The sequence below is a fragment of the Kribbella sp. WER1 genome (genome assembly GCF_054189145.1).
This window is the reverse complement of the sequence record NZ_CM135186.1, coordinates 2,687,880-2,711,298: the sequence shown is the minus strand read 5'-3', so window position 1 is coordinate 2,711,298 and position 23,419 is coordinate 2,687,880. Positions and strand designations below refer to the sequence as shown.

The following is a 23,419-nucleotide window of genomic DNA, read 5'->3' as shown; positions in this document are numbered from 1 at the left end:
GTCAAGAGAAACGAACACTAATGAACAGATTGCCGCATTCTGAAGGATCTTCGGATCCGCAGGTGGTTGGTAAAAGAAGTTCAATGTCAATGCTTAAAAGCGTTGTAAACCTTCCGGCTGCCGTGATTGATTGCCCTAGGTAGTCGATCGGCTACAGATTCCGAGCGAAGGGTCATCACCATGAGCCTCACAGCATTCGAGCTGGACCTCGACGTCATCCCCGCCTCCGACCCGGCCCTGGCGCGGCCGGCCGGCCCCGAGGACGCCCGCGAGGTCGACGAGCGCAGCGGCCTCACCCCGACCACGGTGAACACGTACGCGGTCGGCATCGCCGCCTGCGTCCCGTGCTGCTGACGTCCGGCTGACCGGACTGTACGGCGCGACGTGACACCACCGGACGAGTTCCGGCCGGGCGCCTTCGCGGTGCTGCGGCTGGCGGCCTCACCCGCTGCCGCCGCAGCGCCGACGCGAACCACGCCCGCCTCTCCCACCGCGTACCTGGGCGAACTGCTCGCGGACGGGTCGTTGCTCGAAGCAATCGAACTCTCCAGCCCGTCGCTCGCTGCCACCCTGCGCCGGATCCTGGACGGCGACCCGCCGGACGACGCGAAACTCGACCGTGCGGTCCTTGCCGCCACGCGCTACCTGCTCCGCACGACCGGCCGTCCCACGCCCTTCGGCCTGCTCGCCGGCGTCGCACCAGTTGCCTTCGGCAATACGACGCACGTCCGGGTCGGTACCGCCCGCACCACCCAGGTCCTCCCGGACGCCGGCCGGCTGCATACCGAGCGCCAAAACCAGCGACCGACTCGCGTCGTCGCCAACAATCTGGCGGTCGTCCGCGGCGACCGCCTCGTCCTTCCGTACCTCCGCAAACTGGACGCCGAAACCCCCGGCCGCGAACTCTCCCTCGCGAACACCCCCGCCGTCCGCTTCATCCGAGAGCGCGCCCACCACCCGATCGCCTACACCGACCTCCTCACCAGCCTCGTCGAAGCCACCCCCGACGCGACCGCCGAAGACGCCGCGCATCTCCTTCAACAGCTACTGGACCGCGAGATCCTGCTCGGCGAATACGCATCCGCTGCCGCCACCACCGGAGGTGTGCAGGTGGATCTGCGGATGGATGTGGAGATGCGGCTTCCGCCCGTGGTTGCGGAGGAGGCGGCCCGGGCTGCGTCGTTGTTGTGGCGGTTGTCGCCGCCGGGGGACGGACTGCCCGCGTTGGCGAGCTATCACCGGGCGTTCCTCGACCGGTACGGCACCGATCGGGTCGTTCCCGTGCTCGAGCTGATGGATCCGCACGTCGGGCTGGGTCCGCCCGCCGGGTATCGGATCCCGGTGGGGGAGCGCGGTCGCGAGGAGCTGCCGAACAACACTTACCCGGCTGCTCGCGACCAAGCCCTCGCCGCCGCGCTGGACGGCTCCGGCGAACTGCTGCTGGACGACGCGTTGATTGACCGGTTGGCCGGCGACCCCGACGACCGGCCGCCTGACTCCCTCGACCTTTGCGCGCAACTCCTCGCGGACTCTCCCGAAGCCGTCGAGCGCGGCGACTTCTTGCTGGCGGCAACCAGTGGGTCGATCGCGGCCGGTGCGATGATCGGCCGCTTCGCCGGCCTGCTCGGCCTCGAGCGGCAGCTGACCGACCTGTACGCCGTACCGGGACCACTCCCGGTCCAACTGGAGTTCGCGCCGTACGAGCCGCGTTTCGGCAACGTCCTGCGCGAGCCGCGCCTCCTGCCGCACAAGCTGGTCGTCGGCACGTTCGCCGACCCGGACGATCCCGGTGTCGTCGACGTCCGCGACGTCTGCGTGGGCACCACCGGCGAGCGCCTCTACCTGTTCTCGACCAAGCTCCGTCGCGAGCTGACCGTCGTCCGCCCGAACATGCTCAACGTCGTCACCGGCGCTCCGAACGTGGCTCGTTTCCTCGCCGCGATCGGTCTCGCGGGCCGCCGCTTCTGGACGCCGTGGCAGTGGGGCCGCCTGGACGTCCTTCCCCGGCTGCCGAGAGTCCGTTCCGGCCGCAGCATCCTCGCTCCGGCCTTGTGGCGAACGGATCCCGAGCTCGCGGTCACGAAGGACTGGGACAAGGTCCTCGACAGCTGGCGCGAACGCCTGGATGTCCCGGACGTCGTCCGCGTCGGCATGTTCGACCACCACCTCGACCTCGACCTCCGCGTCCCGCTGCACCGCCGCCTGTTCCGCGACCAGCTCCGCAAGGAGCCGTCCTCGGTCGTCAGCGAGCCACTGACCGGGTACGGCGTCACCGCGGGTCACGCCAACGAACTCGTCGTACCGCTGCTGTCCGTTGCCCAGCGCCCCGAAGTCGCCCCGAACCGTTCCTGGAGTACGGCGACGCACCGCCCGCCGCGGCACCTCCCGGGCGGCGTGTGGCTGTCCGCGAAGATCTACCTGCCCGCCGACCTCCAGGACGCCCTGCTCGCGGGTCCCGTACGCCGACTGGTCGACCGCATGGACGCCGGCCGCTGGTTCTTCCTGCGCTACCTGGACCCGGACGCGCACCTGCGAATCCGTTTCCAGCAAGGCGATCCGGCGATCCTCAACGACTGGGCGACCGAGCTCGCCGAGGCCGGCCGGATCCGTACGGTTGTCCTGGACGAGTACGAACCGGAGGTCGCCCGGTACGGCGGTGACGACATGATGGCCGCCGCCGAGGATGTCTTCTGCGCCGACAGTCAGGCCGTTCTCGAGCAGTTGCACGTGCAGCTGCCCCGCGAGTCGCTCGCGGCGCTCAACATCCTCGACCTGCTGGAGGGTTTCGGCGACCTGGACCAGTGGTTCGTCGACACCTACTCGATCGACCTCTCCAACGCGGTGCCGCCGGCGGACCGCCGGGCCTTCGCCGAACTGGTGCAGACCTTCGCTCCGCTTGGGTGCTGGCGGCAACGACGTTCGGCCGTCGAGAAGTACGCCGGCGTCGGCATGCCCGCGGTGATGAGCGTGCTGCACCTGCACTGCAACCGCCTGCTCGGCACCGACCGCGCGCTGGAGCAACGGTCCTACGGCCTGGCCCGCGCGGCCCTCAAACGACGGATCGACCGACGGAGGCACGGCCGGTGAAGGAGCAGGCGGCGAAGCTGGTGGCCGAACTCGCGGACCGTCTCCGCGACCCCGAGGCGGTGATCGCGGCCACCACCGCGAACGGCGCGGTGGTCGACATCGCCGACCTCCGCTGCCCGCCCTGGGACCCGAGCACGTTGTCCCGCGGACCGGGCGCGCTCGCGATCCTCTTCACCGAACTCGACGAGCGGGACGTCGCCCACGAGTACCTGACCCGAACGGTCGCCGCCTCGGCCTCGGCTCCGGTCGAGGGCGCTCTGGAAGGCCTCGGCGCCCTCGCGACCGCGACCCGGATCGCGGCCCGCCAACCCGGCGACTACGCCGGCATCCTGACCCGTCTGGACGACCGGATGAGCGAACACGCCCGCTGGCTGGTGAGCGTTCACGAGGCGACCCGGCGGGCCGGCGTACCGACCTGTGCCGGTGTCGTCGACGTCGTCAGCGGCCTGAGCGGCGTCGGCCGGTACCTCCTGGCGAGGCAGCGGTACGACGTCCTCGCGGAGGTGCTCGCCTGTCTGACCTCGCTGCGCGAACCGCTGGTGGTGGACGGGGTCGACGTACCGGGGTGGTGGTTCGACGGTACTGAGAAGACGATGGTCGGACCGGGCTTCGAGCGCGGGCAGGCGAACTTCGGGCTCGCGCACGGCGTGCCCGGCCCGCTCGCGCTGTTGTCGCTCGCGTGGTCCGCCGGAGTCCGCGTCGACGGCCAGGACGACGCGATCGCATGTATGGCCGAATGGTTGCTCGATCGTCGCGAATCAGATGCGTATGGCACCTATTGGACCGGGTTCGTGTCGCTGGAGACCTATGCGAACCGAGCGCCGCAACCGCAACCGGCCCGCGCGTCGTGGTGCTACGGAGCGCCGGGGATTGCGCGCGCCCTAGGTTTTGCCACGGAGGCGCTGGAGCGACCCGAGTGGGGTGAGGCGGGGCTGGAGGCGTTCCGCTCGCTGGTGTCGCGGCCGGACTGGGGCGTCACGGACGACGCGTTCTGTCACGGCTGGGCGGGCATGCTGTACCTCTGCACGCTGTTCGACGAGTTCGCTCCGACGGCCGATCAGCTGGCGGAGCGGCTGATCGCGCGGTTCGACCCGGCGTTGCCGTTCGGGTACCGCTACTACCAGCCGGTCGCCGACCTGCACCTCGATCTCCCCGGGCTGATGGAAGGGGCCGCCGGGATCGCGCTCGCCCTCAGCGCGTACACCCGGCCGCCGCGCACCGGCTGGGACTCCGCGTTGCTGCTCAGCTGACCGCCGGCGTGATCTTCCCGGTCACCTCGCCGAGGCCGATCCGGGATCCGTCGGAGCCCTGAGCCCACGCGGAGATCGTGACCTCGTCGCCGTCCTCCAGGAAGATGTGTTCCTTGCCGTCGACAACCAGCGGCTCGCGGCCGCCCCAGGACAGCTCGATGAACGAACCGCGCTGGTCCTTGGCGGCACCGCTGACCGTGCCGGACGCGTACAGGTCGCCGGTGCGGACGGTGGCGCCGTTCACGGTCATGTGCGCGAGCATCTGCGCCGGCGACCAGTAGATCTCGCGGTACGGCGGGGAGCTCACGAGGTGGCCGTTCAACCTGACCTCGAACGTGATGTCGTAGTTCGTGAGGTGCTGTCCGGCCAGGTACGGGAGGACCGGCGGGGTCTGCGTCGGGAGCGGGACCTGGGCGTGGGCGAGGGCGTCGAGGGAGACGACCCACGGGGAGATCGAGGTCGCGAACGACTTGCCGAGGAACGGCCCGAGCGGGACGTACTCCCACGCCTGCAGGTCCCGGGCGGACCAGTCGTTGACGACGACCACGCCGTACACGTGGTCCTCGAAGTCGTCGACGGACACCGGCCGGCCGAGCTCCGACGGCGTACCGACGACGTACCCGAGCTCGACCTCGATGTCGAGGCGCTGGGACGGGCCGTACGTCGGAGCGCTCGCGTCCGGGGCCTTGCGCTGGCCGGACGGGCGGACGATGTCGGTGCCGCTGGCAACGATCGTGCCGGCCCGGCCGTGGTACCCGACCGGGAGGTGTTTCCAGTTCGGGAGCAGCGGTTCGGAATCCGGGCGGAACAGCCGGCCGAGGTTCGTGGCGTGCTGTTCGGAGGCGTAGAAGTCGACGTAGTCCGCGACCTCGAACGGGAGCTGCATGCTGACCGCGGACTGCGGGATCAGGTGCGGCTCGACCGTGTCCCGGTCGGCGGCGTTGCGGACCAGGTCGAGCAGCCAGTTGCGGGTCGCGCGCCAGGCCGGGCGGCCGAGCGCGAGGAACGCGTTCAGGGTCGGCTGGGCGAACAGCTGCGCGCCGTCCAGCATCTGCGCCGACGCGACCGGGGCGAGGTCGATGATCTGGTCACCGATCGCGGCCCCCACCCGCGGCTCCTCGTCGCCGTGCCGGAACACGCCGAGTGGCAGGTTGTCCGGCCCGAACGGCGAGCCGCCCGGGATCTCGATCCAGGTCATCACATCAACCCCAAGCTCGTCAGGTCCGTCACCGGCTCCTCGATGCTGCACGATCCGAACGAGGTGAACCAGCGGCGGGTGCTCTTCGCCTGGTCCTCCGGCAGCTCCCGGGCGCGCGCGGCCAGCGCTTCGCCGTCCCGGGTGTCCAGCAACTCCACCAGTTCGTCCTGCGACGCGCCGTCCAACGAGGCGCGGGTGGCGAGCAGAACGTTCAGGAAGCCCTGGTGCTCGAAGCCGTCCGCGGTATGGCGGACCGCGTTGTGCAGGCCGGCGGTGCACTTGAACGGCACCTCGCGGTCCAGGCAGGCGGTGACGAACGCGGCCACCTGGGCGCTGGTCGGGAAGAGGTGCGCGTCGAGGCCGCCGGTGCGGAGCTTCGCGTTGTACCCGGCGTCCGCGACCACGTCGAGGGCCCGTTCCCAGGCCCCGTCCAGGCCGATCTCGACGTACGCCGTCTCCTCGTCGAGGCAGTCGTCGCATGCCCGCACGACGCGCAGCGCGTTCCGCGACAGGTCGTCCTCGTCCCGCAGCCGCACCTCGACCGCGGTCACGACCACGTCCTTGGAGCGATCGCCCCACCGGATCACCGGCTCGATCCCACCCGCGCCGCCGGAGATCACCACGGACACCCGCAGCGGCTCGGTGGCCGCCTCGGCGACCTTCATCAGGTTGTCGTCCGTACAGACGAACGGGCCGACCAGCTCGGCGGACGCCGACTGCAGGTGGGACTGGTGCGCGGCGACGGCTTCCGCGAGGGGCAGGTTGCCCGGCGGGAACATCGAGGCGTCGTCGACCAGGTGCCGGTAGAGCGAGGGGACGGTTGACATGTTCCAGAGCCTAACGGATGCTTTCGGTAAGCGGACGCACGCGTTCGATTATCGTTCAACGGAGTGGACAAGCATGGCGTTCTACCGGCAGGTCGGGGAAGTACCACCCAAGCGGCACACCCAGTTCCGGAAACCGGACGGCGGGTTGTACTACGAGGAGCTGATGGGCGAGGAGGGCTTCTCGTCCGACTCGTCGCTGCTCTACCACGCCGGCGTACCGTCCGCGCTCGTCGACTCCCAGGTGTGGGACCTGCCCGACCTGGCCACCGTCGCGAACCACCCGCTGACCCCGCGGCACCTGAAGCTCCACGACCTGTTCACCGACACCTCCAAGTCGAACGCCGTCGAGGACCGCCGGCTCGTCCTCGGCAACGGCGACGTCCGGATCTCGTACGCCGTCGCCGAGCAGCCTTCGCCGTACTACCGGAACGCGATCGGCGACGAGTGCGTGTACGTCGAGAAGGGCTCGGCCACCGTCGAGACCGTGTTCGGCGTCCTGAACGCGGTCGAGGGCGACTACGTGATCATCCCGCGCGCGACGACGCACCGCTGGCTGCCCGGCCCGGAAGGTGTCTCGGCGTACTGCATCGAGGGCAACTCGCACATCGCCCCGCCGAAGCGGTACCTGTCCCGGTACGGCCAGTTCCTCGAGCACTCGCCGTACTGCGAACGCGACCTGCACCCCACCACCGAGCCGCTCGTCGAGGAGGGCACCGACGTCGAGGTGCTGGTCAAGCACCGCGGGAACGGTCCCGGCGGGATCGTCGGGACCCGGATGACGTACGCGACACACCCGTTCGACGTGGTCGGGTGGGACGGCTGCCTGTACCCGTACACGTTCAACGTGAGCGACTTCGAGCCGATCACCGGGCGGGTGCACCAGCCGCCGCCCGTGCACCAGGTGTTCGAGGGGTACAACTTCGTGGTCTGCAACTTCGTGCCGCGGAAGGTCGACTACCACCCGCTCTCGGTGCCGGTCCCGTACTACCACTCGAACGTCGACTCCGACGAGGTGATGTTCTACTGCGGCGGCGACTACGAGGCCCGGAAGGGGTCCGGGATCGGGCTCGGGTCGATCTCGCTGCACCCCGGCGGGTACGCGCACGGGCCGCAGCCGTCGGCGATCGAGGCGTCGCTGGGTGCGGAGCGGTTCGAGGAGCTGGCCGTGATGGTCGACACCTTCCGGCCGCTCGAACTCGGCGAGGGCGGGCAGGCCGTCGACGACGGAGTCTACGCCTGGACCTGGGCAGGACGGCGCAAGAACTGAGACCAAACCCACCGCTCCTCCGGCAGCCGTCGACGCCGGTGAGGGGCGGTGGGGCGTGCTTTGTGGGATTCTTACCCCGTGAGTGAGGACGGGGACGCAACGTCACAGGTTGTCGAGCTGGACGACACGCCGGAGGTGCAGGTGCCGCCTGGGGAGCCGGGGCAGCCGTTCGTGGTCGGGATCGACCGCGACGCGGTGCTGCGCCGGCGCGAGGTGGTGCGGACCGTGGAGCGCCGCGGCGCCTGGGTGACCGCGATCCTCGGCGTGGTCGGGATCGTCGCCGCGCTCTACGCACTGTTCGCGTTCCGCGGCTCCGGGATGTGGCCGTTCGCGCTGCTGCTGATCGCGGCGATGCTGCCGCTCGTCCTCAGCACGGTCCTCGTGTACCGCGTGCAGGCCGACCGGCAGCAGTGGTACGACGCCAACGAGCTGCCGCCGGTCGCGATGCGGATCTCGGCGAAGGGTCTCGAGTTGGCCTGCGACGGCGCGGCGTACCCGGTCGTCCTGCCGTGGCAGACCGTCCGCGGATTCACCCAGCACAAGCTGCTCGGTCAGTACATGCTCGACATCGCGCTCGAGCGCGGTGTCGGCGCGACCACCGCGGGCGTCCGCGGCCTCGACCAGCCGCCGGTCCGCAGCGTCGTCCGGCCGAACCCGCTGCTCCGCCCGACCGGCATGTTCCTGATCAAGGCCCTCGACCAGCCCGTCCACGTCATCGACGAGGCCCTCCACCACTTCTCCAACGGCAAGGCCGGCGTCCAGCGCTAGCAGGGGAGCGGGCGGTACGTGTAGCCCTGCCGGCTGAGCTTGGTGAGGGCCTGGTCGAGGGCCGCGACGGTCTGCGAGCGGTTGCCGCCGCCGTCGTGCATCAGGATGATCGCGCCCGGGCGCGCCCCGGCCATGATCGCGTGCTCGATGTGGGCGGTGCCGGGCTTCTCCCAGTCCTTGGTGTCGACGTCCCAGAGCACCTGACGCTGGTGGTACGCCGCGGCGATCGCCTGCACCTTCGCGTTCGTGCCGCCGCCGGGCGGGCGTAGGCACTTCGACTTGATGCCCATCGCGATCTCCTGGCGGACCTTCGCCTCCGGGAGCAGCGTGAGCGTCTTGTGGTCGTACGTGTGGTTGCCGATCCGGTGCCCGGCGGCGCGCTCGGCGGCGATCAGGTCCGGGTACTGCGCGACCTGGATGCCGAGCACGAAGAACGTGGCCTGGGCGTGGTGCTTGCGCAACACCTGGAGAACTTTCGGTGTCCACTCGTGCTGTGGCCCGTCGTCGAACGTCAGGTACAGCACCTTCCCGTGGCCGGTCAGGTTCCAGTCGTCCGCTGGCGGCTTCGGCGGCACCGGCTTCACCGGTGGCGGCGGCGTACTCTCCTTGCCGCCGGACGGCTCTGTCGACTTGACCGGTACGCCGAGCAGCCCGTGCCCCGGCGTGGTCGAGACCACGGGCGCGGCGGACGTGACGGACGGCTCGGAGGGGGAGGCGGCTTGGGCGAGGACGGCACCGCACAGCAGGGCGGCGACCAACGGCAGAAGTTTGCCGGGCGGCTTGGTCATGGGGCGCATCTTCTCGTGTGAGTGGGGGCAACTGTTCACCGGGTCTCGCTTATGGTGTGCATTCGTGCCGGAGATCCCGGCGGAACGACCTTGTGAGGCGGGGCGATGACCGACAGCGGTGAGCGGAAGACGATGACGCGGCGCACAGTGATCGGCACCGGGATCGGCGGTGCGATCGGTGCTGCGGCGCTCGCCGCGGCCGGGTTCCAGAGCGCACCGGCGTACGCCGGCGGACCGGGCAAGACAGTGCGGCTGACCGTGATGGGGACGACCGACCTGCACGGCAACGTCTTCAACTGGGACTACTTCAAGAACGCGGAGTACGACGACACCGCGCACAACGACATCGGCCTGGCGAAGATCTCCACGCTGGTCAGCGCCGTCCGGGACCGGATCGCGGCGGACCGGCACGCGCCGCGCCCGCTGCTGCTGGACGCGGGCGACACCATCCAGGGCACCCCGCTGGCGTACTACTACGCGAAGATCGAGCCCATCACCGGCGGTCACACGCACCCGATGGCGGCAGCGATGAACCGGATCGGGTACGACGCCGCCGCGCTCGGCAACCACGAGTTCAACTACGGCCTCGACATCCTCCGCCGGTTCCAGCAGCAGCTGCGGTTCCCGCTGCTCGGAGCGAACGCCCAGGACTGGACGACCGGCCTGCCCGCGTTCCCGCCGTACGTGCTGAAGCGCGTGCACGTGCCGGGGGAGAAGCCGATCACGGTCGGCATCCTCGGCCTGACCAACCCGGGCATCGCGATCTGGGACAAGGCGAACGTCGAGAACAAGCTGAAGTTCGGCGGCATCGTCGAGCTCGCCAAGCAGTGGGTCCCGCGGGTCCGCGCGGCCGGCGCCGACCTCGTGATCGCCTCGGTGCACTCCGGGATGGACCTGTCCTCGTCGTACGGCGACGCGCTGCCGTACCCGGAGAACGCGTCCGTACTGATGGCCGAGACCGTCCCGGGCATCGACGCGGTGCTGGTCGGCCACGCGCACCTGGAGATCCCGGAGCGCCTGGTCACGAACAAGACGAGCGGCGAGCAGGTCGTGCTGAGCGAGCCGCTGAAGTGGGGCATGCGGCTGTCGCTGTTCGACCTGGACCTGCAGAAGGTCCGCGGTCAGTGGAAGGTGGTCGGCCGGCACAGCCAGGTGCTGAACGCGAACACCGTCGCCGCCGACCAGGACGTGGTCAAGCTGCTGCAGAAGGACCACGACAAGGTTGTCGCCTACGTGAACTCGAAGGTCGGCACCTGTACCGAGGCGATGTCCGCGGCCACCGCGCCGTGGGAGGACACCGCCGCGCTCGACTTCGTGAACTTCGTCCAGGCGGACGCGGTCTCGAAGGCACTCGCCGGTACGCCGCAGGCCTCGCTGCCGGTGCTGGCGATCGCGGCCCCGTTCAACCGGGACGCGGCGATCCCGGCCGGTGACGTCTCGGTCCGCGACGTCGCGGGCCTGTACGTCTTCGACAACACGCTGCTCGCGGTGACGATGACCGGCGCGCAGGTCAAGGAGTACCTGGAGTTCTCCGCGCTGTACTTCAAGCAGGTCACCGGCACCGGCCCGTTCCCGTCGGACCAGGTCACGAACGCCCCGACCTCGACGGCGCCGAACGGTACGCCGGACTACAACTACGACATCCTCGGCGGCCTGACCAAGCCGCTGACGTACAAGATCGACATCGCGAAGGCCGGCGGCGCCCGGATCACCGACCTCGCGTACGACGGCACGCCGGTCGCCGCCGACCAGCAGTTCGTTGTCGCGGTCAACAACTACCGCCAGTCCGGCGGCGGCAACTTCCCGCACGTCAAGACCGCGCCGGTGGTCTACAACCGGCAGGTCGAGATCCGGCAGCTGATGATCGACTACGTGACCGCGACCGGCACCGTCGACCCGAAGACGTTCCACACCGTCGACTGGTCGCTGGTCTCGAACGGCAGCCCGATCACGGTCACCGCTTAGCCCGGCCTAGCCTTTGGCGGCCAGGTACTCCTCGAGTCCCTGGCCGTTCAGGGGGTAGTAGTCGGACAGGCGTCCGCCGTCGTCCAGGCGGCGGCGGGCGAACTCCTCGCGGGCCTGCAGTTCCAGCGAGTCGTCGGCCAGCGAGACAGCGGACGTCTGCGGGACCACGACCGCGCCGTCGTCGTCGGCCACGATGATGTCGCCGGGCGTGACGAGCGCGCCGCCGACGCCCACCGGGACGTTGAACGCGGCCGGGAACAGCTCGGTCTGCGACGCGTAGTGCGGCGTCACGCCGGTGCTCCAGACCGGTACGCCGAGCGCCCGGATCCGGGCCGCGTCGCGGACCCGCCCGTCGACCACGATGCCGGCGCCGCCGCGGAGCTTGAAGTACCGGACCAGCATGTCGCCGAGGCAGCCGGTGAACTGGCTCGCGTACGCCGACACCACCAGCACGTCACCCGGCTGGATCGACTCGAGCACGCCCCACAGCGCCGTCTTCTTCTCGGCGTACTCCTGGTCGGCGCTGCTGAACACGTCCTCGCGCTGCGGCAGGAACTGCAGCGTCACGGCCCCGCCGTACACCTTCACGTCGGGGGTCCGGTGCAGCGGCACCGGCCCGTTGATGAAGGTCCGGGTGATGCCCTTCTGGTGCAGCTTGGCGCAGGCGGTGGCCGCGCTCACGTCGGTCAGCGCGCCGAGCATCTCGGCGGTCGGCCGGGAGAACGTCGCGGTCTGGACCGGGGACAGCTGCGAGCTGTACGTCGGAGTGGACATGGGCTGCCTCTCGTTGTTCATGACTTTATCGCCTATCGATGATAGATGTAACGCGGCGGACAGGTTCGGTGTCAACTGGATCTTGACTCCGGTTCGCATCTCCATATGATCATCTATCGATAGCCGATCATCGGAGTACTACGCACTGGAGTGTGAACGAGATGAGACAACTGTGGCGCCGTACCTTGATCGCCGCGGTTGCGGCGACGAGCCTGACCGGAGCGCTGGCCGCCTGCGGTGGTGGCGACTCCGGCGCCGGGGGCGCGTCCGGGCAGACCACGCTGCGGGTGATCGTGAACATCACCCCGAACCTCACCGAGGCCTACTGGACCAGCCTGTTCGGCAAGTACGAGGCGGCGCACCCGGACGTCAAGGTGAAGCTCGAGCTCACCGGCACGATCTCCGCGAGCGCCAAGCTCACTCAGGACCTGGCCGCCGGTGACCCGCCGGACATCGCACAGCAGATCACCCCGACCAAGGAGAACGTCAGCCTGCTGGCCGACCTCAGCGACCAGGCGTGGGTCAAGGACACGCCGCTGAGCGAGCAGTACGCGATCGACGGCAAGCGGTACGTCGTCGGCGTCGGCGAGCAGATCCAGTCGCTGGTGTTCTACAACAAGGCCGCGTTCACCAAGGCCGGCCTCGATCCGGCGGCGATCAAGACGATGGACGAGTTCACCGCCGCGATGGCCAAGCTGAAGGCGGCCGGGTACACGCCGCTGCAGACCGCGGGTCAGTGGGTCCCGGGCGCGCAGTTCTCGATGATGGCCGACGCCGGCGTACTGACCAAGGACCCGGACTGGACCGTCAAGCGCACCGAGAAGCAGACGACGTTCAAGGACAGCGGCTACCTGGACTACTTCAAGGACTACAAGTCCTGGATCGACGCCGGGTACCTCGACAAGAGCGCGCTCGGGCTCACGTACGCCGACGGGCAGACCGCGTTCCTGAACGGGAAGTCCGCGATGTACATCATGGGCTCGTACTTCGTGCCGGCCGTCGACCAGGCGAAGAAGAGCGACCAGATCGGCGTCTTCACGATGCCGACCGACGGCGCGTACCCGTCCGGCCAGTTCGGCAACATCGCCAGCCCGTACGTCGTGGTCAACCAGTCCAAGCACAAGGCGCAGGCCACCGAGTTCGTGAAGTGGCTGGTCACGGACCCGGCCGCTGTCGAGAGCCAGCTGGCGTCCGACGGCAACCTGCGCAAGGGGTTCACGTACAAGACCTCGAGCCTCGGCACCGGCGTCCAGAAGATCCTCGACGGCGCGCCGACCGTGCTGGTGAAGTCCGGCACGCACCAGCCGATCGAGGGCTTCTCGGGTGAGCTGAACACCCGGATCCAGTCGCTGTTCACCGGCGCCACGCCGGACCAGGTCGCCGACGGTTTGGACAAGTGGTGGAACTCGCAAAGCTGAGCAGACCGGCCAGGCAGCAGCAGGTGCGGATCGCGAGGCTCCGGGAGACAGCGCTCTCCGTGGGCCTCGCGGGTCCCGCCGTGCTGCTGTACACCGTGATGACGATCGTGCCGGTGGGCGTCGCCGTCTACCTGAGCCTGACGAACTGGAACGGCTTCTCCGATGCCGTGTTCATCGGGCTCGGCAACTACCGGCACCTGTTCGACGACCCGAACTCGACGCGGGCCTGGTGGGTGACCGGGATCGTCGCGGTCACCGGCTCGGTGCTGATGCTCGGCGGCGGGCTGTCGTACGCGCTGATCCTCAAGGAGAAGTCGCTGGTCAACTCGTTCTTCCGGGCGCTGGCCTACTACCCGCACGTGATCAGCGCGCTGATCCTCGGCTACCTGTGGGCGGCGATCCTCGGCACGAACGGCGCGATCAACAACACCCTGCAGAAGTTCGGGGTCGGGCCGGTCGGCTTCCTGTTCTCGGAGAAGCTCGCGCTGGTGACGCTGATCGCGGTGATCGCGTGGGCCGGCTTCGGGTTCAACGTCGTACTGTTCGTCGCCGCGCTGCAGACGGTTCCGGCCGAGCTGCTCGAGGCGGCGCAGATCGACGGGGCGGGCGCGCGGCAGATCAACACCCAGGTGGTGATCCCGATGATCGCCCCGGTGGTGACGGTCGCGACCGTGCTGAACCTGATCGGGCTGATCCGTACGTACGACATCGTGGTCAGCCTGACCGGCGGTGGACCCGCGGGCGCGACGCAGACGTACGGCTACCTGATCCTGGCGCGCTCGTTCGAGGGCACGAAGGTCGGGTACGCGACCGCTCAGGCAGTGTTCCTGATGGTGGTGTCGGCCGCGCTCGCGCTGGTCGTGACCGCACTGCGGAACCGCCAGGACCAAGCGGCGACGGGGTAGGGCATGGAATCCAACGTACGGCGGAGTGTGGTCCGGCCGATCCTGCTGGTACTGCTCTTCGTCCTCATGACCATTCCCGTCTACCTGCTGCTGATCAACAGCTTCAAGAACCAGGAGGACATCCTCAACGGGCCGTTCTCGGTGCCGTTCTCGAAGCTCACGCTGGAGCACCTGAACGCCGCGATCCACAGCCCGCAGTTCAACGTGATCAAGGGGTACGGCTTCACGCTGTTCCTCGTGGTGGCCGTCGACGTGCTGTGCATCCTGTTCGCGGGCCCGGCGGCGTACGTGATCGCTCGCAGTATGAAGCGGCGTACCCAGCTGCTGATGCTGTACTTCCTGGCCGGCACGTTCATCCCGGGCGCGGCACTGATCATCCCGGTGATCTACGTACTGCGTTCGCTCGGGCTGGCGAACACGGTGGCCGGGCTGCTCGCGCACGACGTGGCGTCGACGCTGCCGGTGAGCATCTTCTTGTTCGTCGGCTTCATCCGGACGATCCCAGTGGACATCGACCACGCGGCGTCGATCGACGGCGCGGGCCGGTACCGGACGTTCTGGACGATCATCTTCCCGTTGATGCGGCCGGGTGTGGTGACGGTGCTGATCCTGAACTCGATCGGGATCTGGAACGACTTCGTCAGCCCGCAGATCCTGCTCAGCCCCGGCTCCGGGCGGTACACGGTGACGACCGCGATCTACGCGGGGATCAGCCAGTACTCGACCGACCTGACCAAGGTGTTCCCGAACCTGCTGCTGGCGATCGCGCCGGTGATCATCTTCTTCATCTACATGCAGCGGCACATCATCAGCGGGCTGACCGTCGGCGCCGTCAAGGGCTGACTGCTACTTCTTCTTGGTCTTCTTCTTCGCGGCCCGGGCGTCCGGGACCGGGCCGCGACCGCCCGCGTGGTTCGCGAATGCGTCCGCGGCCTGGGCCGGGTCGGTGTCCCGGAGCAGCTGCACCAGCCGCCCGTGCTCGTTGGCCATCGCGTCCCAGTCACCCTCGAACAACGGGTCGCTGATCGCCCGCAGGGCCCGCAGGTTCGGCTCCAGGACCTCCCACATCCGGGTCAGGAACGGGTTGCCGGCGAGCTGGATCACGCGCGTGTGGAAGGCGATGTCGACGTCGCGGAACATGCTTACGTCACCGGACTTGGCGGCCTTGTGCAGCTGGTCGACCAGCTCGTCCAGCTCGGTCAGGTCCTGCCCGCCGATCCGGCCGGCGGCGAGCTCCGCGGCCAGCCGTTCGAGCGGCTCGCGGACCTGCCGGGCGTACTCGACGTCCTGCTGGGAGATCTCCACGACGAAGTTGCCGCGGCGCGGGATGTGCACCAGCAGGCCCTCCCGGGCGAGCTGCTTCACGGCCTCCCGCACCGGCGCCTGGCTGACGCCGAGCTGGCGGGCGATCTCGGACTCGACGACCCGTTCGTTCGGCCCGAGCTCACCGTCGACGATGGCCTGCCGGAGCAGCTCGTACGCCCGCTCGGAGATCAGCGTCGCGCGGAACTGGTCCTTGTTGCTCGCCAGCGTGGAGGCGAAGTCACCCTTGGCCATGAAATCCCCAATTCGTGCGATGTCGCGGAACAACCCATGATACGTCTCTGATCGTCTAGCAGCTATCGATAACGATCGTCGCAGCCACCAGGGTCCAGCTCCAGACGATAAGCGCGGACGGCCGTCCCGTGCAGCACCTCGGCCCGCTCGTCGTCCGACAGCCCGCCCAACCCCTCCACCGAGACCTCCAGCGACTCCGCCCGAGACCCCCGCGCCAAACAAATAGGCCAATCCGACCCAACCAGACACCGCCCCGGCCCCAAAACCTCCACCACCCGCTCCACCAGTGCCGGCGGCGCGGGGTGCTGTTGGGTGAGGAGGCCTGAGATCTTCACCAGTACGTTCGACCGCGTAGCGGCCTGCTGCAGCTCGCGGCGCCAGCGGTCGAGCTCTCCGGCGTCCAGCCCGCCTGGATTTCCGAGGTGATCCACGACGATGGTCAACCCCGGGAACTGCTCGGCCAGGTCGGCGGCCGTCCCCAACGCACTTCTCGACAGGTTGATGTCGAGCGTGATCCCCAGCTTCTCCAGCACCGGCAGCAGCGCGGTCTGGCCGGCCCCGCCGAGCCGCATCCCGTTCGGCCGGGCCTCGACCATCAGCTCCTCGAACTCCTCCGGTACGGCGTCCTCGTACACCTGCAGGTTCCCGACGTACCCGGCAACCAGGTCGGGATGCTCCGTCCGCAGGTCACGGAGTACCCGCGTCTCGCCGCGATCCCCGCGCGAGGCCTCGACCAGCACGGTTCCGGCGACCTCCACGCCGCTGCGCTCGAGGTCGTCGATCGTGAAGGTCCGGTAGTGCTCGGATCCCGGGCGGATCCACGGGAAGCCGTGGCCCGCCTGCCACAGGTGTGCGTGGCAGTCGATCACGCGCATTCGCCGTACCCCTTCCGGTCTTGACACCCTTGCGCAGGATCAGGCTAAATCATCGGGTATCGATCAGCGATAAGGGGTGTTTCCTCATGCTCAGGGCCGAGCCCGTGCGCGCAACCCGTCGGATCCGCACCGTCCCGGAGTGGGCGCGGCTGGAGCGGGAGCTGTTCGCCCAGCAGGACCGGGCCTGGCGGGTGTTCGCCGACCGATACACCGAGGGCGACGGCCGGCTGGTGTTCCGCGACCGGCTCGGGGTCGGCCTGGACGGGCGCGACGGGGTGGACGACTTCTACGAGCCGTTCTTCAACTGGCCGACGCTGTACCTGCTCGGCGGCAGCGCCGACCTGCTCGAGGCGTCGCTGCGGCACTGGCGTGGGGTGACGAACCAGCTGACCGAGATGGGCATGCTGGTGGACGGCTACGAGCGTGGGTACGACTGGTTCCACCAGGGCGAGAGCATGGTGCTGTTCTACGCGCTCTGCCTGGCTCGTCCCGAGGACGCCGAGCTTCGCCGGCTGGCCGGCGCGTTCGCGGACCTGTACCTGCCGGGCGGCCCGAACTACGACGCCGAGCACCGCGTCATCCAGGCGCCGCACAACGGCGCGACCGGTCCGCGGTGGGGCTTCATCGACGGCGAGAAGTACTTCCCGTGGAGCCTCCCGCTGCGCCCGTACGGCCTGCCGCTCGACTGGATCGGCGTCTCCTCGTTCGACGAGCTGGTCGACGATCCCGCGAAGGCGCGCCGCTACGGCCGGATCATGTGGGACCGGATGGGCCGCGGCGACGTCCTCGCCAACCTCGCGGCGACGGGCCTCGCCACCAACGCCTACCTGTACTCCAGCGACACGGCGTACAAGGACTGGGTCCTCGAGTACGTCGGCACCTGGCAGGACCGGCTCGCCGGCCGGGAGGTGATCCCGGACAACGCCGGCCTGCACGGCCAGGTGGGGGAGCACCTCGACGGACGCTGGTACGGCGGCCACTACGGCTGGGCGTGGCCGCACGGGATCGAATCCGTGGGCTCGTCCGCGATCGTTGGTGCGGTCAACGCCACGCTGCTCTCCGGCGACCGCGGGTACCTCGAGCTCGGCCGGAACCCGCTGGACGCGGTGCTCGAGCAGGCGGAGTACCGGAGCCTCGCGGACATGGGCACGTTGACGAAGCGCTGGCTACGCCACCTGGATCCGGAGCGGCCGACGCTGACGATCCCGCAGCGGTACAACGACTCCGGCTGGTTCGACTACAACGTGATGCCGACGCAGCTGCCGATCGCGCTGTGGCATTTCAGCCGGGACGCGGCCGACGCCGAACGGATCGAGCGGCTGCGCGAAGGCTCCGACTGGGACTGGTCCGCCGTCCACGACCAGCGGAACAAGGACGAGGGCGGCCACGAGGAGCCGTGGTACGAGTTCCTCGCCGCGCGGAACCCGGACTTCCCCGAACGGATGCTGCGCTCCGCGCTCGCGATCTCCGCGGCCCGCCTCGAGGTGATCGCGAACGACCCGACCGACCCGTCCGTCGGTCCGGACGCCCTCGACATCCACCACTGGCAGAACATCAACCCGGTCGTCACCGAGGCCCTGCTCCAGCTGACCACCGGCTCGCCGCAGATCCTCTACAACGGCGGCCTCACCCAACTCCACCTCAGGTACTTCACCGCCGACCGCCCCGGCCTCCCCGAGGATGTCGCCGCGCTGGTCTCCGACATCAACCCTGACCACACCGTCGTCGACCTCGTGAACCTCGGCTCCGAGCCTCGCTCGCTGCTGGTCCAAGCAGGCTCGTTCAACGAGCACGCCCTACAGACAGTTGCCGTAGACAACACCCCATCCGCACCCGTCCACGGCCGGCACCTGCGGGTCGACCTCCCACCACAGTCCGAGGTACGCCTCACGCTGACGATGTCCCTGCACAGCCGTCAGCCCACGAGTCAATCACCCAGGGAGCTGTGATGTTGCCCCCGCTAGGCATCGGAACAGCACCACTCGGCGGCCTGTTCAGCGAGGTGAGCGAGGAGGATGCGGCGGCGACCGTGAAGGCGGCGGCCGACGCGGGCGTCACGTACTTCGACACCGCACCGCGCTACGGGCACGGGCAGGCCGAGGAGCGGCTCGGACGGCTGCTCCCCGCCGCGACGACCGTCTCCACGAAGACCGGCTGGATCCTGGAGCCGGACGGCAGCGCCCGCGCGGACTTCACCGAGCGCGGTATCCGGGAGTCCTTCGAGTCCAGCCTCCAGCGCCTCGACCGCTCGTCCGTCGACGTCCTTTACCTCCACGACCCCGACGACTACGCCGACGACATCCGCCGGACGGGCTACGCCGCCGTGCGGAAGCTCCGCGACGAGGGCCTGGTCGGCGCGATCGGCTTCGGGATGAACCACAGCGTCCCGCTGGCGGCGTACGTGGACGAGTTCGACGTGGACGTCGTGCTGATCGCCGGCCGGTTCTCGCTGCTCGACCACGAGGCCGCGGACGTCCTGCTCCCGCTGTGCCGACGACGCGGTACGTCGGTCGTCGTCGGGGGAGTGTTCAACACCGGCCTGCTCGCGGACCCGAACCCGTCCGCGATGTTCAACTACCGCCCGGTCGACCCCGAGGCGCTGCGGCGCGCCCAGCGGTGCGCCGAGCTCTGCGCGGACTACGACGTACCGCTGCCGGCCGCGGCGATCCAGTTCCCGTCGATGCATCCGGCCGTGACCTCGATCGTGGTCGGCTGCCGCTCCGCCGTCGAGGTGACCGCCAACGTCGCGGCGCTGCGGACCGAGATCCCGGCGGAGCTCTGGCAGGCACTCGCCGCCGAAGGCTTCGTCCCCCAGTCGTTGCTCTGACCAACTTCCACGCCGACAGAAGGGAATCCGCACAAGCCGTTGTAATCGATAATCGACCAGAAAGACCCTTGCGATGAAGCGAATCCTTTCCGCCCTCCTCGTCGCCGGCCTGCTGGCCACAGCAACCCCGGCGACAGCCGCCCCCGACCCCCGCGTCCTGTACGTCTCCACCACCGGCGACGACCACAACCCCGGCAGCATCGCGCGCCCGCTCCGGACCCTCGAAGGCGCCCGCGACGCCGTCCGTACGATCAAGAAGCACCACCTGCCCAAGGGCGGCGTCACCGTCTACCTCCGCCAAGGCAGCTACCAGCGCAGCGCGACGTTCTCGCTGACCGGCGCGGACTCCGGCACCGCCGGCTCCCCGATCACCTACAAGTCCTACCCGGGCGAGACCGCCACGCTCACCGGCGGCACCCAGCTCCCGTACGACGGCTTCCACCAGGTCACCGACCAGTCCGTCCTGGACCGCGTGGTCGAGAAGTCCGCCCGCGGCAAGATCCTCCAGGTCGACCTGCGCGCGCTCGGCCTGACCGACTACGGCGAGCTCAGCCGGCACGGGTACTGGCACGCCAACGACGTCAGCAAGACCCCACCGATGGAGCTGTACGTCGACGGCCAGGACATGACGCTCGCCCGCTGGCCGAACACCGGCACCGTGCAGATGAACAAGATCATCGATCCGGGCCCGACGCACAACGACCCGGACCTGCAGGACCGCGGCGGCACGTTCAGCTACAACTACGACCGCCCGCAGTACTGGACGCAGGCCAAGGACGTCTGGCTGGACGGCATCTTCGGCTACAGCTGGGAGTGGTCGTACAACAAGATCCAGTCGATCGACACGACTGCCAAGACGATCACGCTGCGGTACGGCGAGATGTCCGGGCTGATGAAGTCCTGGTTCCCCGACTTCCACTTCGCGCAGAACCTGCTCGAAGAACTCGACGCACCGGGCGAGTACTACATCGACCGCGACAAGGGCGTGCTTTACCTGGTGCCGAACGCGTCCTTCCTGGCCCGCCGCGGACCGGTCACGGTGACCACCCTCGACGAGCCGATGATCCGCACCGACGGCACGTCGTACGTCACCTTCGACGACCTGGTGATGGAGTACGGGCGGGCGACGGCCGCGGTGATCCTCGGCGGCAGCCACGTGACGATCGCGCACAGCGACATCCGCAACTTCACCGACGGCGGCGTACTCATCAACTCGCCGGGCCGCTACACGTACGACGGGATCCCGGTGAATCGCGGCGGCACCGACCATGCGGTGGTGTCCAGCGAGCTGAGCCACATCGGCGGCGTACCGATCGTGCTGCAGGGTGGCGACAAGACCACGCTCGCGCCCGGGCGGAACAAGGTCGAGAACTCGCACATCCACGACTTCGCCTACTACCACAAGGCCTACAACGCCGGCGTGATGTTCGACGGCGTCGGCAACATTGCGCGCGGCAATGAGATTCACGACGCGCCCCATCCGGGGATCATTGTGCAGGGCAATGACCAGCTGGTCGAGGACAACGAGATCTACGACGTCTGCAAGACGTTCCAGGACCTCGGCGCGATCTACATGAACGCAGGCTCGACGCCACAGCAGCGCGGCAACGTGTTCCGGCGCAACTACTTCCACGACATCGGCAAGGGCCGGGCCGGTGTCGAGGGCATCTACGCCGACAACCTGACGATGGGCATCACCATCGAGCAGAACGTGTTCGCTGACATGGGCAACGACGCGGTGAAGAGCGGCTCCGGCGACTACGTGACCGCGACCAACAACGTCTTCGTCGACACCCACGTGCCGTACGACAACTACGAGATGTGGATGGGCAACCAGGAAGGGAACGTGGTCGACAAGTCGTACCTGCCGGCCTGGAAGAAGCTGTTTGCCGACAACAACAACTTCGAAGGGACGCCGTACCTGGCGAAGTACCCGGAGCTGGCGCACTTCTTCGACGACAACCACTACTACCCGGCGCACAACACGTACGCGAAGAACGTGATCTGGAACCCGACGACGACGCGCCAGTCGGACGTGAACGCACAGGGCGCGCGGGACGTGAAGAACCTGCTGAACTACGACAGCAACTGGGTCGCGTCCGAGGATCCGGGATTCGTCGACTGGCAGAAGGGCGACTTCCGGCTGCGTCCGGACGCTGCGGTGTTCCAGCACGTCCCTGGGTTCCAGCCGATCGCGTTCGATCGGATCGGGACGCACGGGCACATCGGGCAGTCGCGGACGCCGGAGGTGGTGCCGCTGGAGTCGGTCGCGTTCCCGGCCGACGACCTGTCGATCGACCTCGGCAAGCAGGTGCCGTTCGCGGGCGCCGTCGTACCGTGGAACACCACGCAGCCGGGGCTGACCTACACGTCGAGCGATCCGGCCATCGCGACCGTCGACGCGGCCGGCCTGGTCACCGCGGTCGCGCCCGGTACGGCGACGCTGACCGTCACCTCGGCGGCGAACCCGGCGATCCAGGACACCGCCCCGGTCGTCGTCCACGAGGGCGACGGGGTCCTGCACTACACCGACTTCGAGTCGGGGGCGAACGGCTGGCCGGTCGACGCCAACCGGAGCGTGGTCGACGACGGCACCGGGAACCACGTGTACCGGATCGTCAACGGCGCGAACGCGCAGCTGCCGCGGGACTTCACGCAGTACGTCCTGGACTTCACCGTGACGACGCCGGCGACGCTGCCCGACGGCGCGGTGATGCTCGTGTACGACCGGACCGGGACCACCCCGGGCGGCTTCGTGCGCTACCGGCACCTCGCGTCCGGGCCGGTGTGGACGATCTACGACAGCAAGTGGCAGGTGATCCAGGAGGTGACGCTGGGCGCGGACGCTGCCTTTGCGCCGAACACGACGTACGCGATCAAGCTGGCCGTGCGGCCGACCGGGATCACGGTGGCGGTCAATGGGCAGCAGGTGATCGCGGGTCGCAACCCGGCACCGGACGCCGCCGGCAAGGTCGGGTTCTACGTGTCCGGGGCGAGCCGGCTGGACTTCGACAACGTCGGCTTCTCGATCGTGTCGCGGCAGGTGTCGGGCGTCGACCTCGGTACCGCGCAACTCGCGCTGGAGACGGGCGAACGGCGTACGGTCCCGGTGAGCGTGACACCGGCGGACGCGTCCGATTCGCGGCTGACGTGGACCTCGGACAAGCCGTCGGTGGCAACCGTCGACAGCACCGGCCGGGTCACCGCGGTCGCTGCCGGTACGGCGAACGTCACCGCGACCTCGGTGTCGAACCCGGACGTGTCGGCGACGGTCGCGGTCACCGTCCAGGACGGGCAGTACGTCGGCACCGACCTCACCACGCAGCTGTCCGACCAGGCGAACTGGACGACCTCGCCCAACCTGGACTTCAGCACCGGCACGGTGAAGACCACCGGTGAGGGCGTATACGGGTACAAGGGGCAGAAGTTCGGCGACGGCCTGCTCCGCTTCAAGGCGGAGGTCGGCGCGTTCGCCGGCGGGTGGTACGGGTTCCAGGTGCGCTCGCACGACACCGGGGTACCGGCCTGGCAGAACTCGAACACCGGCTACCTCGTGGTGATCAAGGAGGACACCATCGAGTTCCAGAGCTGGACGCCCGGACAGACCTTGCTCGACGTGATCCCGAACACCGTGATCGCCCCGAACTCCACCCACGAGATCGCCTTCGGCGCCATCGGCAACCGAGTCGTCCTCCGCGTCGACGGCAGAACCGTCTGGACCGACGTGGTCACCATCCCGAACAACCCGATCGGCGCGGACGGCTACTTCAACCTCTACAACTACCTCAAGGGCAACCCCGTCCGGTTGCTCACCGTCTAGATACATGAGGCGGCCAGCACCGCACCCCGGTTGCGGTGCTGACCGCCTGTCTCAGACCAGAGGATGACGTCTGTCCCGACCAGGGACGGATGT

General features: G+C 68.8%; 18 protein-coding genes. 12 read left to right on the top strand and 6 right to left on the bottom strand.

All coding sequences use genetic code 11. The features are described from left to right. Positions 1-180: 180 nt before the first annotated feature. Genes ACXJJ3_RS13215 through ACXJJ3_RS13205 form a run of 3 tightly spaced genes read left to right on the top strand, consistent with a single transcriptional unit; the run spans position 181 to position 4,337 of the window. Positions 181-354 carry a hypothetical protein gene (locus ACXJJ3_RS13215; protein ID WP_458170304.1) on the top strand — a complete coding sequence of 58 codons (174 nt, stop codon included), beginning with the start codon at positions 181-183 and terminating at the stop codon, positions 352-354. Between the two features lie 30 nt (positions 355-384). Continuing rightward, positions 385-3,087 (top strand): lantibiotic dehydratase, encoded by a 2,703-nt coding sequence (locus ACXJJ3_RS13210; RefSeq protein ID WP_458170303.1) that lies wholly within the window; start codon positions 385-387, stop codon positions 3,085-3,087. Beyond that, complete coding sequence (locus tag ACXJJ3_RS13205; RefSeq protein WP_458170302.1) at positions 3,084-4,337, top strand: lanthionine synthetase C family protein; 1,254 nt, start codon at positions 3,084-3,086, stop codon at positions 4,335-4,337. The genes ACXJJ3_RS13210 and ACXJJ3_RS13205 overlap by 4 nt, the downstream gene beginning before the upstream one ends. On the opposite strand, the gene fahA is transcribed toward ACXJJ3_RS13205, so the two are convergent. Together fahA and ACXJJ3_RS13195 are read right to left on the bottom strand one after the other, a co-directional pair. Beyond that, complete coding sequence (gene fahA, locus ACXJJ3_RS13200) at positions 4,330-5,535, bottom strand: fumarylacetoacetase (protein ID WP_458170301.1); 1,206 nt, start codon at positions 5,533-5,535, stop codon at positions 4,330-4,332. The genes ACXJJ3_RS13205 and fahA overlap by 8 nt on opposite strands. After that, positions 5,535-6,362 carry a hypothetical protein gene (locus tag ACXJJ3_RS13195; RefSeq protein ID WP_458170300.1) on the bottom strand — a complete coding sequence of 276 codons (828 nt, stop codon included), beginning with the start codon at positions 6,360-6,362 and terminating at the stop codon, positions 5,535-5,537. Before ACXJJ3_RS13195 ends, fahA begins: the two co-directional genes overlap by 1 nt. A gap of 73 nt (positions 6,363-6,435) precedes the next feature. Here ACXJJ3_RS13195 and ACXJJ3_RS13190 point away from each other — a divergent pair, with 73 nt between their 5' ends. Continuing rightward, positions 6,436-7,629 (top strand): homogentisate 1,2-dioxygenase domain-containing protein, encoded by a 1,194-nt coding sequence (locus ACXJJ3_RS13190; protein ID WP_458170299.1) that lies wholly within the window; start codon positions 6,436-6,438, stop codon positions 7,627-7,629. A gap of 78 nt (positions 7,630-7,707) precedes the next feature. Further along, positions 7,708-8,397 (top strand): hypothetical protein, encoded by a 690-nt coding sequence (locus ACXJJ3_RS13185; RefSeq protein WP_458170298.1) that lies wholly within the window; start codon positions 7,708-7,710, stop codon positions 8,395-8,397. On the opposite strand, the gene ACXJJ3_RS13180 is transcribed toward ACXJJ3_RS13185, so the two are convergent. Next, complete coding sequence (locus tag ACXJJ3_RS13180) at positions 8,394-9,185, bottom strand: polysaccharide deacetylase family protein (protein ID WP_458170297.1); 792 nt, start codon at positions 9,183-9,185, stop codon at positions 8,394-8,396. The two genes, ACXJJ3_RS13185 and ACXJJ3_RS13180, sit on opposite strands and share 4 nt — an antisense overlap. 105 nt (positions 9,186-9,290) lie before the next feature. Here ACXJJ3_RS13180 and ACXJJ3_RS13175 point away from each other — a divergent pair, with 105 nt between their 5' ends. After that, positions 9,291-11,150: a bifunctional metallophosphatase/5'-nucleotidase gene (locus ACXJJ3_RS13175; RefSeq protein WP_458170296.1), complete on the top strand. Its 1,860-nt coding sequence runs from the start codon at positions 9,291-9,293 to the stop codon at positions 11,148-11,150. Between the two features lie 6 nt (positions 11,151-11,156). Here ACXJJ3_RS13175 and ACXJJ3_RS13170 read toward each other — a convergent pair whose 3' ends face one another. Beyond that, positions 11,157-11,945: an RraA family protein gene (locus ACXJJ3_RS13170; protein ID WP_458170295.1), complete on the bottom strand. Its 789-nt coding sequence runs from the start codon at positions 11,943-11,945 to the stop codon at positions 11,157-11,159. A gap of 140 nt (positions 11,946-12,085) precedes the next feature. Here ACXJJ3_RS13170 and ACXJJ3_RS13165 point away from each other — a divergent pair, with 140 nt between their 5' ends. From ACXJJ3_RS13165 to ACXJJ3_RS13155, 3 genes are read left to right on the top strand one after another with little or no spacing between them, the layout of a single operon-like run. Next, on the top strand, positions 12,086-13,342 hold the full coding sequence (locus ACXJJ3_RS13165) for an ABC transporter substrate-binding protein (RefSeq protein WP_458170294.1): 1,257 nt from the start codon (positions 12,086-12,088) through the stop codon (positions 13,340-13,342). Then, complete coding sequence (locus ACXJJ3_RS13160) at positions 13,321-14,247, top strand: carbohydrate ABC transporter permease (RefSeq protein ID WP_458170293.1); 927 nt, start codon at positions 13,321-13,323, stop codon at positions 14,245-14,247. Before ACXJJ3_RS13165 ends, ACXJJ3_RS13160 begins: the two co-directional genes overlap by 22 nt. A gap of 3 nt (positions 14,248-14,250) precedes the next feature. Next, positions 14,251-15,090 carry a carbohydrate ABC transporter permease gene (locus ACXJJ3_RS13155; protein ID WP_458170292.1) on the top strand — a complete coding sequence of 280 codons (840 nt, stop codon included), beginning with the start codon at positions 14,251-14,253 and terminating at the stop codon, positions 15,088-15,090. Positions 15,091-15,093: 3 nt separating this feature from the next. Here the strand turns inward: ACXJJ3_RS13155 and ACXJJ3_RS13150 are convergent, their stop codons facing one another. Both ACXJJ3_RS13150 and ACXJJ3_RS13145 read right to left on the bottom strand, forming a co-directional pair. After that, positions 15,094-15,804, bottom strand: coding sequence for a GntR family transcriptional regulator (locus ACXJJ3_RS13150; protein ID WP_458170291.1), 711 nt, complete (start codon positions 15,802-15,804; stop codon positions 15,094-15,096). A 62-nt stretch (positions 15,805-15,866) separates the two neighbouring features. Further along, positions 15,867-16,679 carry an amidohydrolase family protein gene (locus tag ACXJJ3_RS13145; RefSeq protein WP_458170290.1) on the bottom strand — a complete coding sequence of 271 codons (813 nt, stop codon included), beginning with the start codon at positions 16,677-16,679 and terminating at the stop codon, positions 15,867-15,869. A gap of 104 nt (positions 16,680-16,783) precedes the next feature. Here ACXJJ3_RS13145 and ACXJJ3_RS13140 point away from each other — a divergent pair, with 104 nt between their 5' ends. The 3 genes from ACXJJ3_RS13140 (at position 16,784) to ACXJJ3_RS13130 (ending at position 23,326) form a co-directional block, all read left to right on the top strand. After that, complete coding sequence (locus ACXJJ3_RS13140; protein WP_458170289.1) at positions 16,784-18,628, top strand: hypothetical protein; 1,845 nt, start codon at positions 16,784-16,786, stop codon at positions 18,626-18,628. Beyond that, entirely contained in the window at positions 18,628-19,506 is an 879-nt protein-coding gene (locus ACXJJ3_RS13135) for an aldo/keto reductase (RefSeq protein ID WP_458170288.1), read from the top strand. Before ACXJJ3_RS13140 ends, ACXJJ3_RS13135 begins: the two co-directional genes overlap by 1 nt. Before the next feature lie 73 nt (positions 19,507-19,579). Then, positions 19,580-23,326 (top strand): Ig-like domain-containing protein, encoded by a 3,747-nt coding sequence (locus ACXJJ3_RS13130; RefSeq protein ID WP_458170287.1) that lies wholly within the window; start codon positions 19,580-19,582, stop codon positions 23,324-23,326. Positions 23,327-23,419: the final 93 nt, after the last annotated feature.

Excerpts from the sequence above, each read along its gene's own strand:
- fahA (WP_458170301.1), bottom strand. The coding sequence starts at position 5,535 with ATGACCTGGATCGAGATCCCGGGCGGCTCGCCGTTCGGGCCGGACAAC.
- ACXJJ3_RS13135 (WP_458170288.1), top strand. The coding sequence starts at position 18,628 with ATGTTGCCCCCGCTAGGCATCGGAACAGCACCACTCGGCGGCCTGTTC.
- ACXJJ3_RS13175 (WP_458170296.1), top strand. The coding sequence starts at position 9,291 with ATGACCGACAGCGGTGAGCGGAAGACGATGACGCGGCGCACAGTGATC.
- ACXJJ3_RS13190 (WP_458170299.1), top strand. The coding sequence starts at position 6,436 with ATGGCGTTCTACCGGCAGGTCGGGGAAGTACCACCCAAGCGGCACACC.
- ACXJJ3_RS13180 (WP_458170297.1), bottom strand. The coding sequence starts at position 9,185 with ATGACCAAGCCGCCCGGCAAACTTCTGCCGTTGGTCGCCGCCCTGCTG.
- ACXJJ3_RS13215 (WP_458170304.1), top strand. The coding sequence starts at position 181 with ATGAGCCTCACAGCATTCGAGCTGGACCTCGACGTCATCCCCGCCTCC.
- ACXJJ3_RS13150 (WP_458170291.1), bottom strand. The coding sequence starts at position 15,804 with ATGGCCAAGGGTGACTTCGCCTCCACGCTGGCGAGCAACAAGGACCAG.
- ACXJJ3_RS13165 (WP_458170294.1), top strand. The coding sequence starts at position 12,086 with ATGAGACAACTGTGGCGCCGTACCTTGATCGCCGCGGTTGCGGCGACG.
- ACXJJ3_RS13195 (WP_458170300.1), bottom strand. The coding sequence starts at position 6,362 with ATGTCAACCGTCCCCTCGCTCTACCGGCACCTGGTCGACGACGCCTCG.
- ACXJJ3_RS13155 (WP_458170292.1), top strand. The coding sequence starts at position 14,251 with ATGGAATCCAACGTACGGCGGAGTGTGGTCCGGCCGATCCTGCTGGTA.
- ACXJJ3_RS13145 (WP_458170290.1), bottom strand. The coding sequence starts at position 16,679 with ATGCGCGTGATCGACTGCCACGCACACCTGTGGCAGGCGGGCCACGGC.
- ACXJJ3_RS13170 (WP_458170295.1), bottom strand. The coding sequence starts at position 11,945 with ATGAACAACGAGAGGCAGCCCATGTCCACTCCGACGTACAGCTCGCAG.
- ACXJJ3_RS13130 (WP_458170287.1), top strand. The coding sequence starts at position 19,580 with ATGAAGCGAATCCTTTCCGCCCTCCTCGTCGCCGGCCTGCTGGCCACA.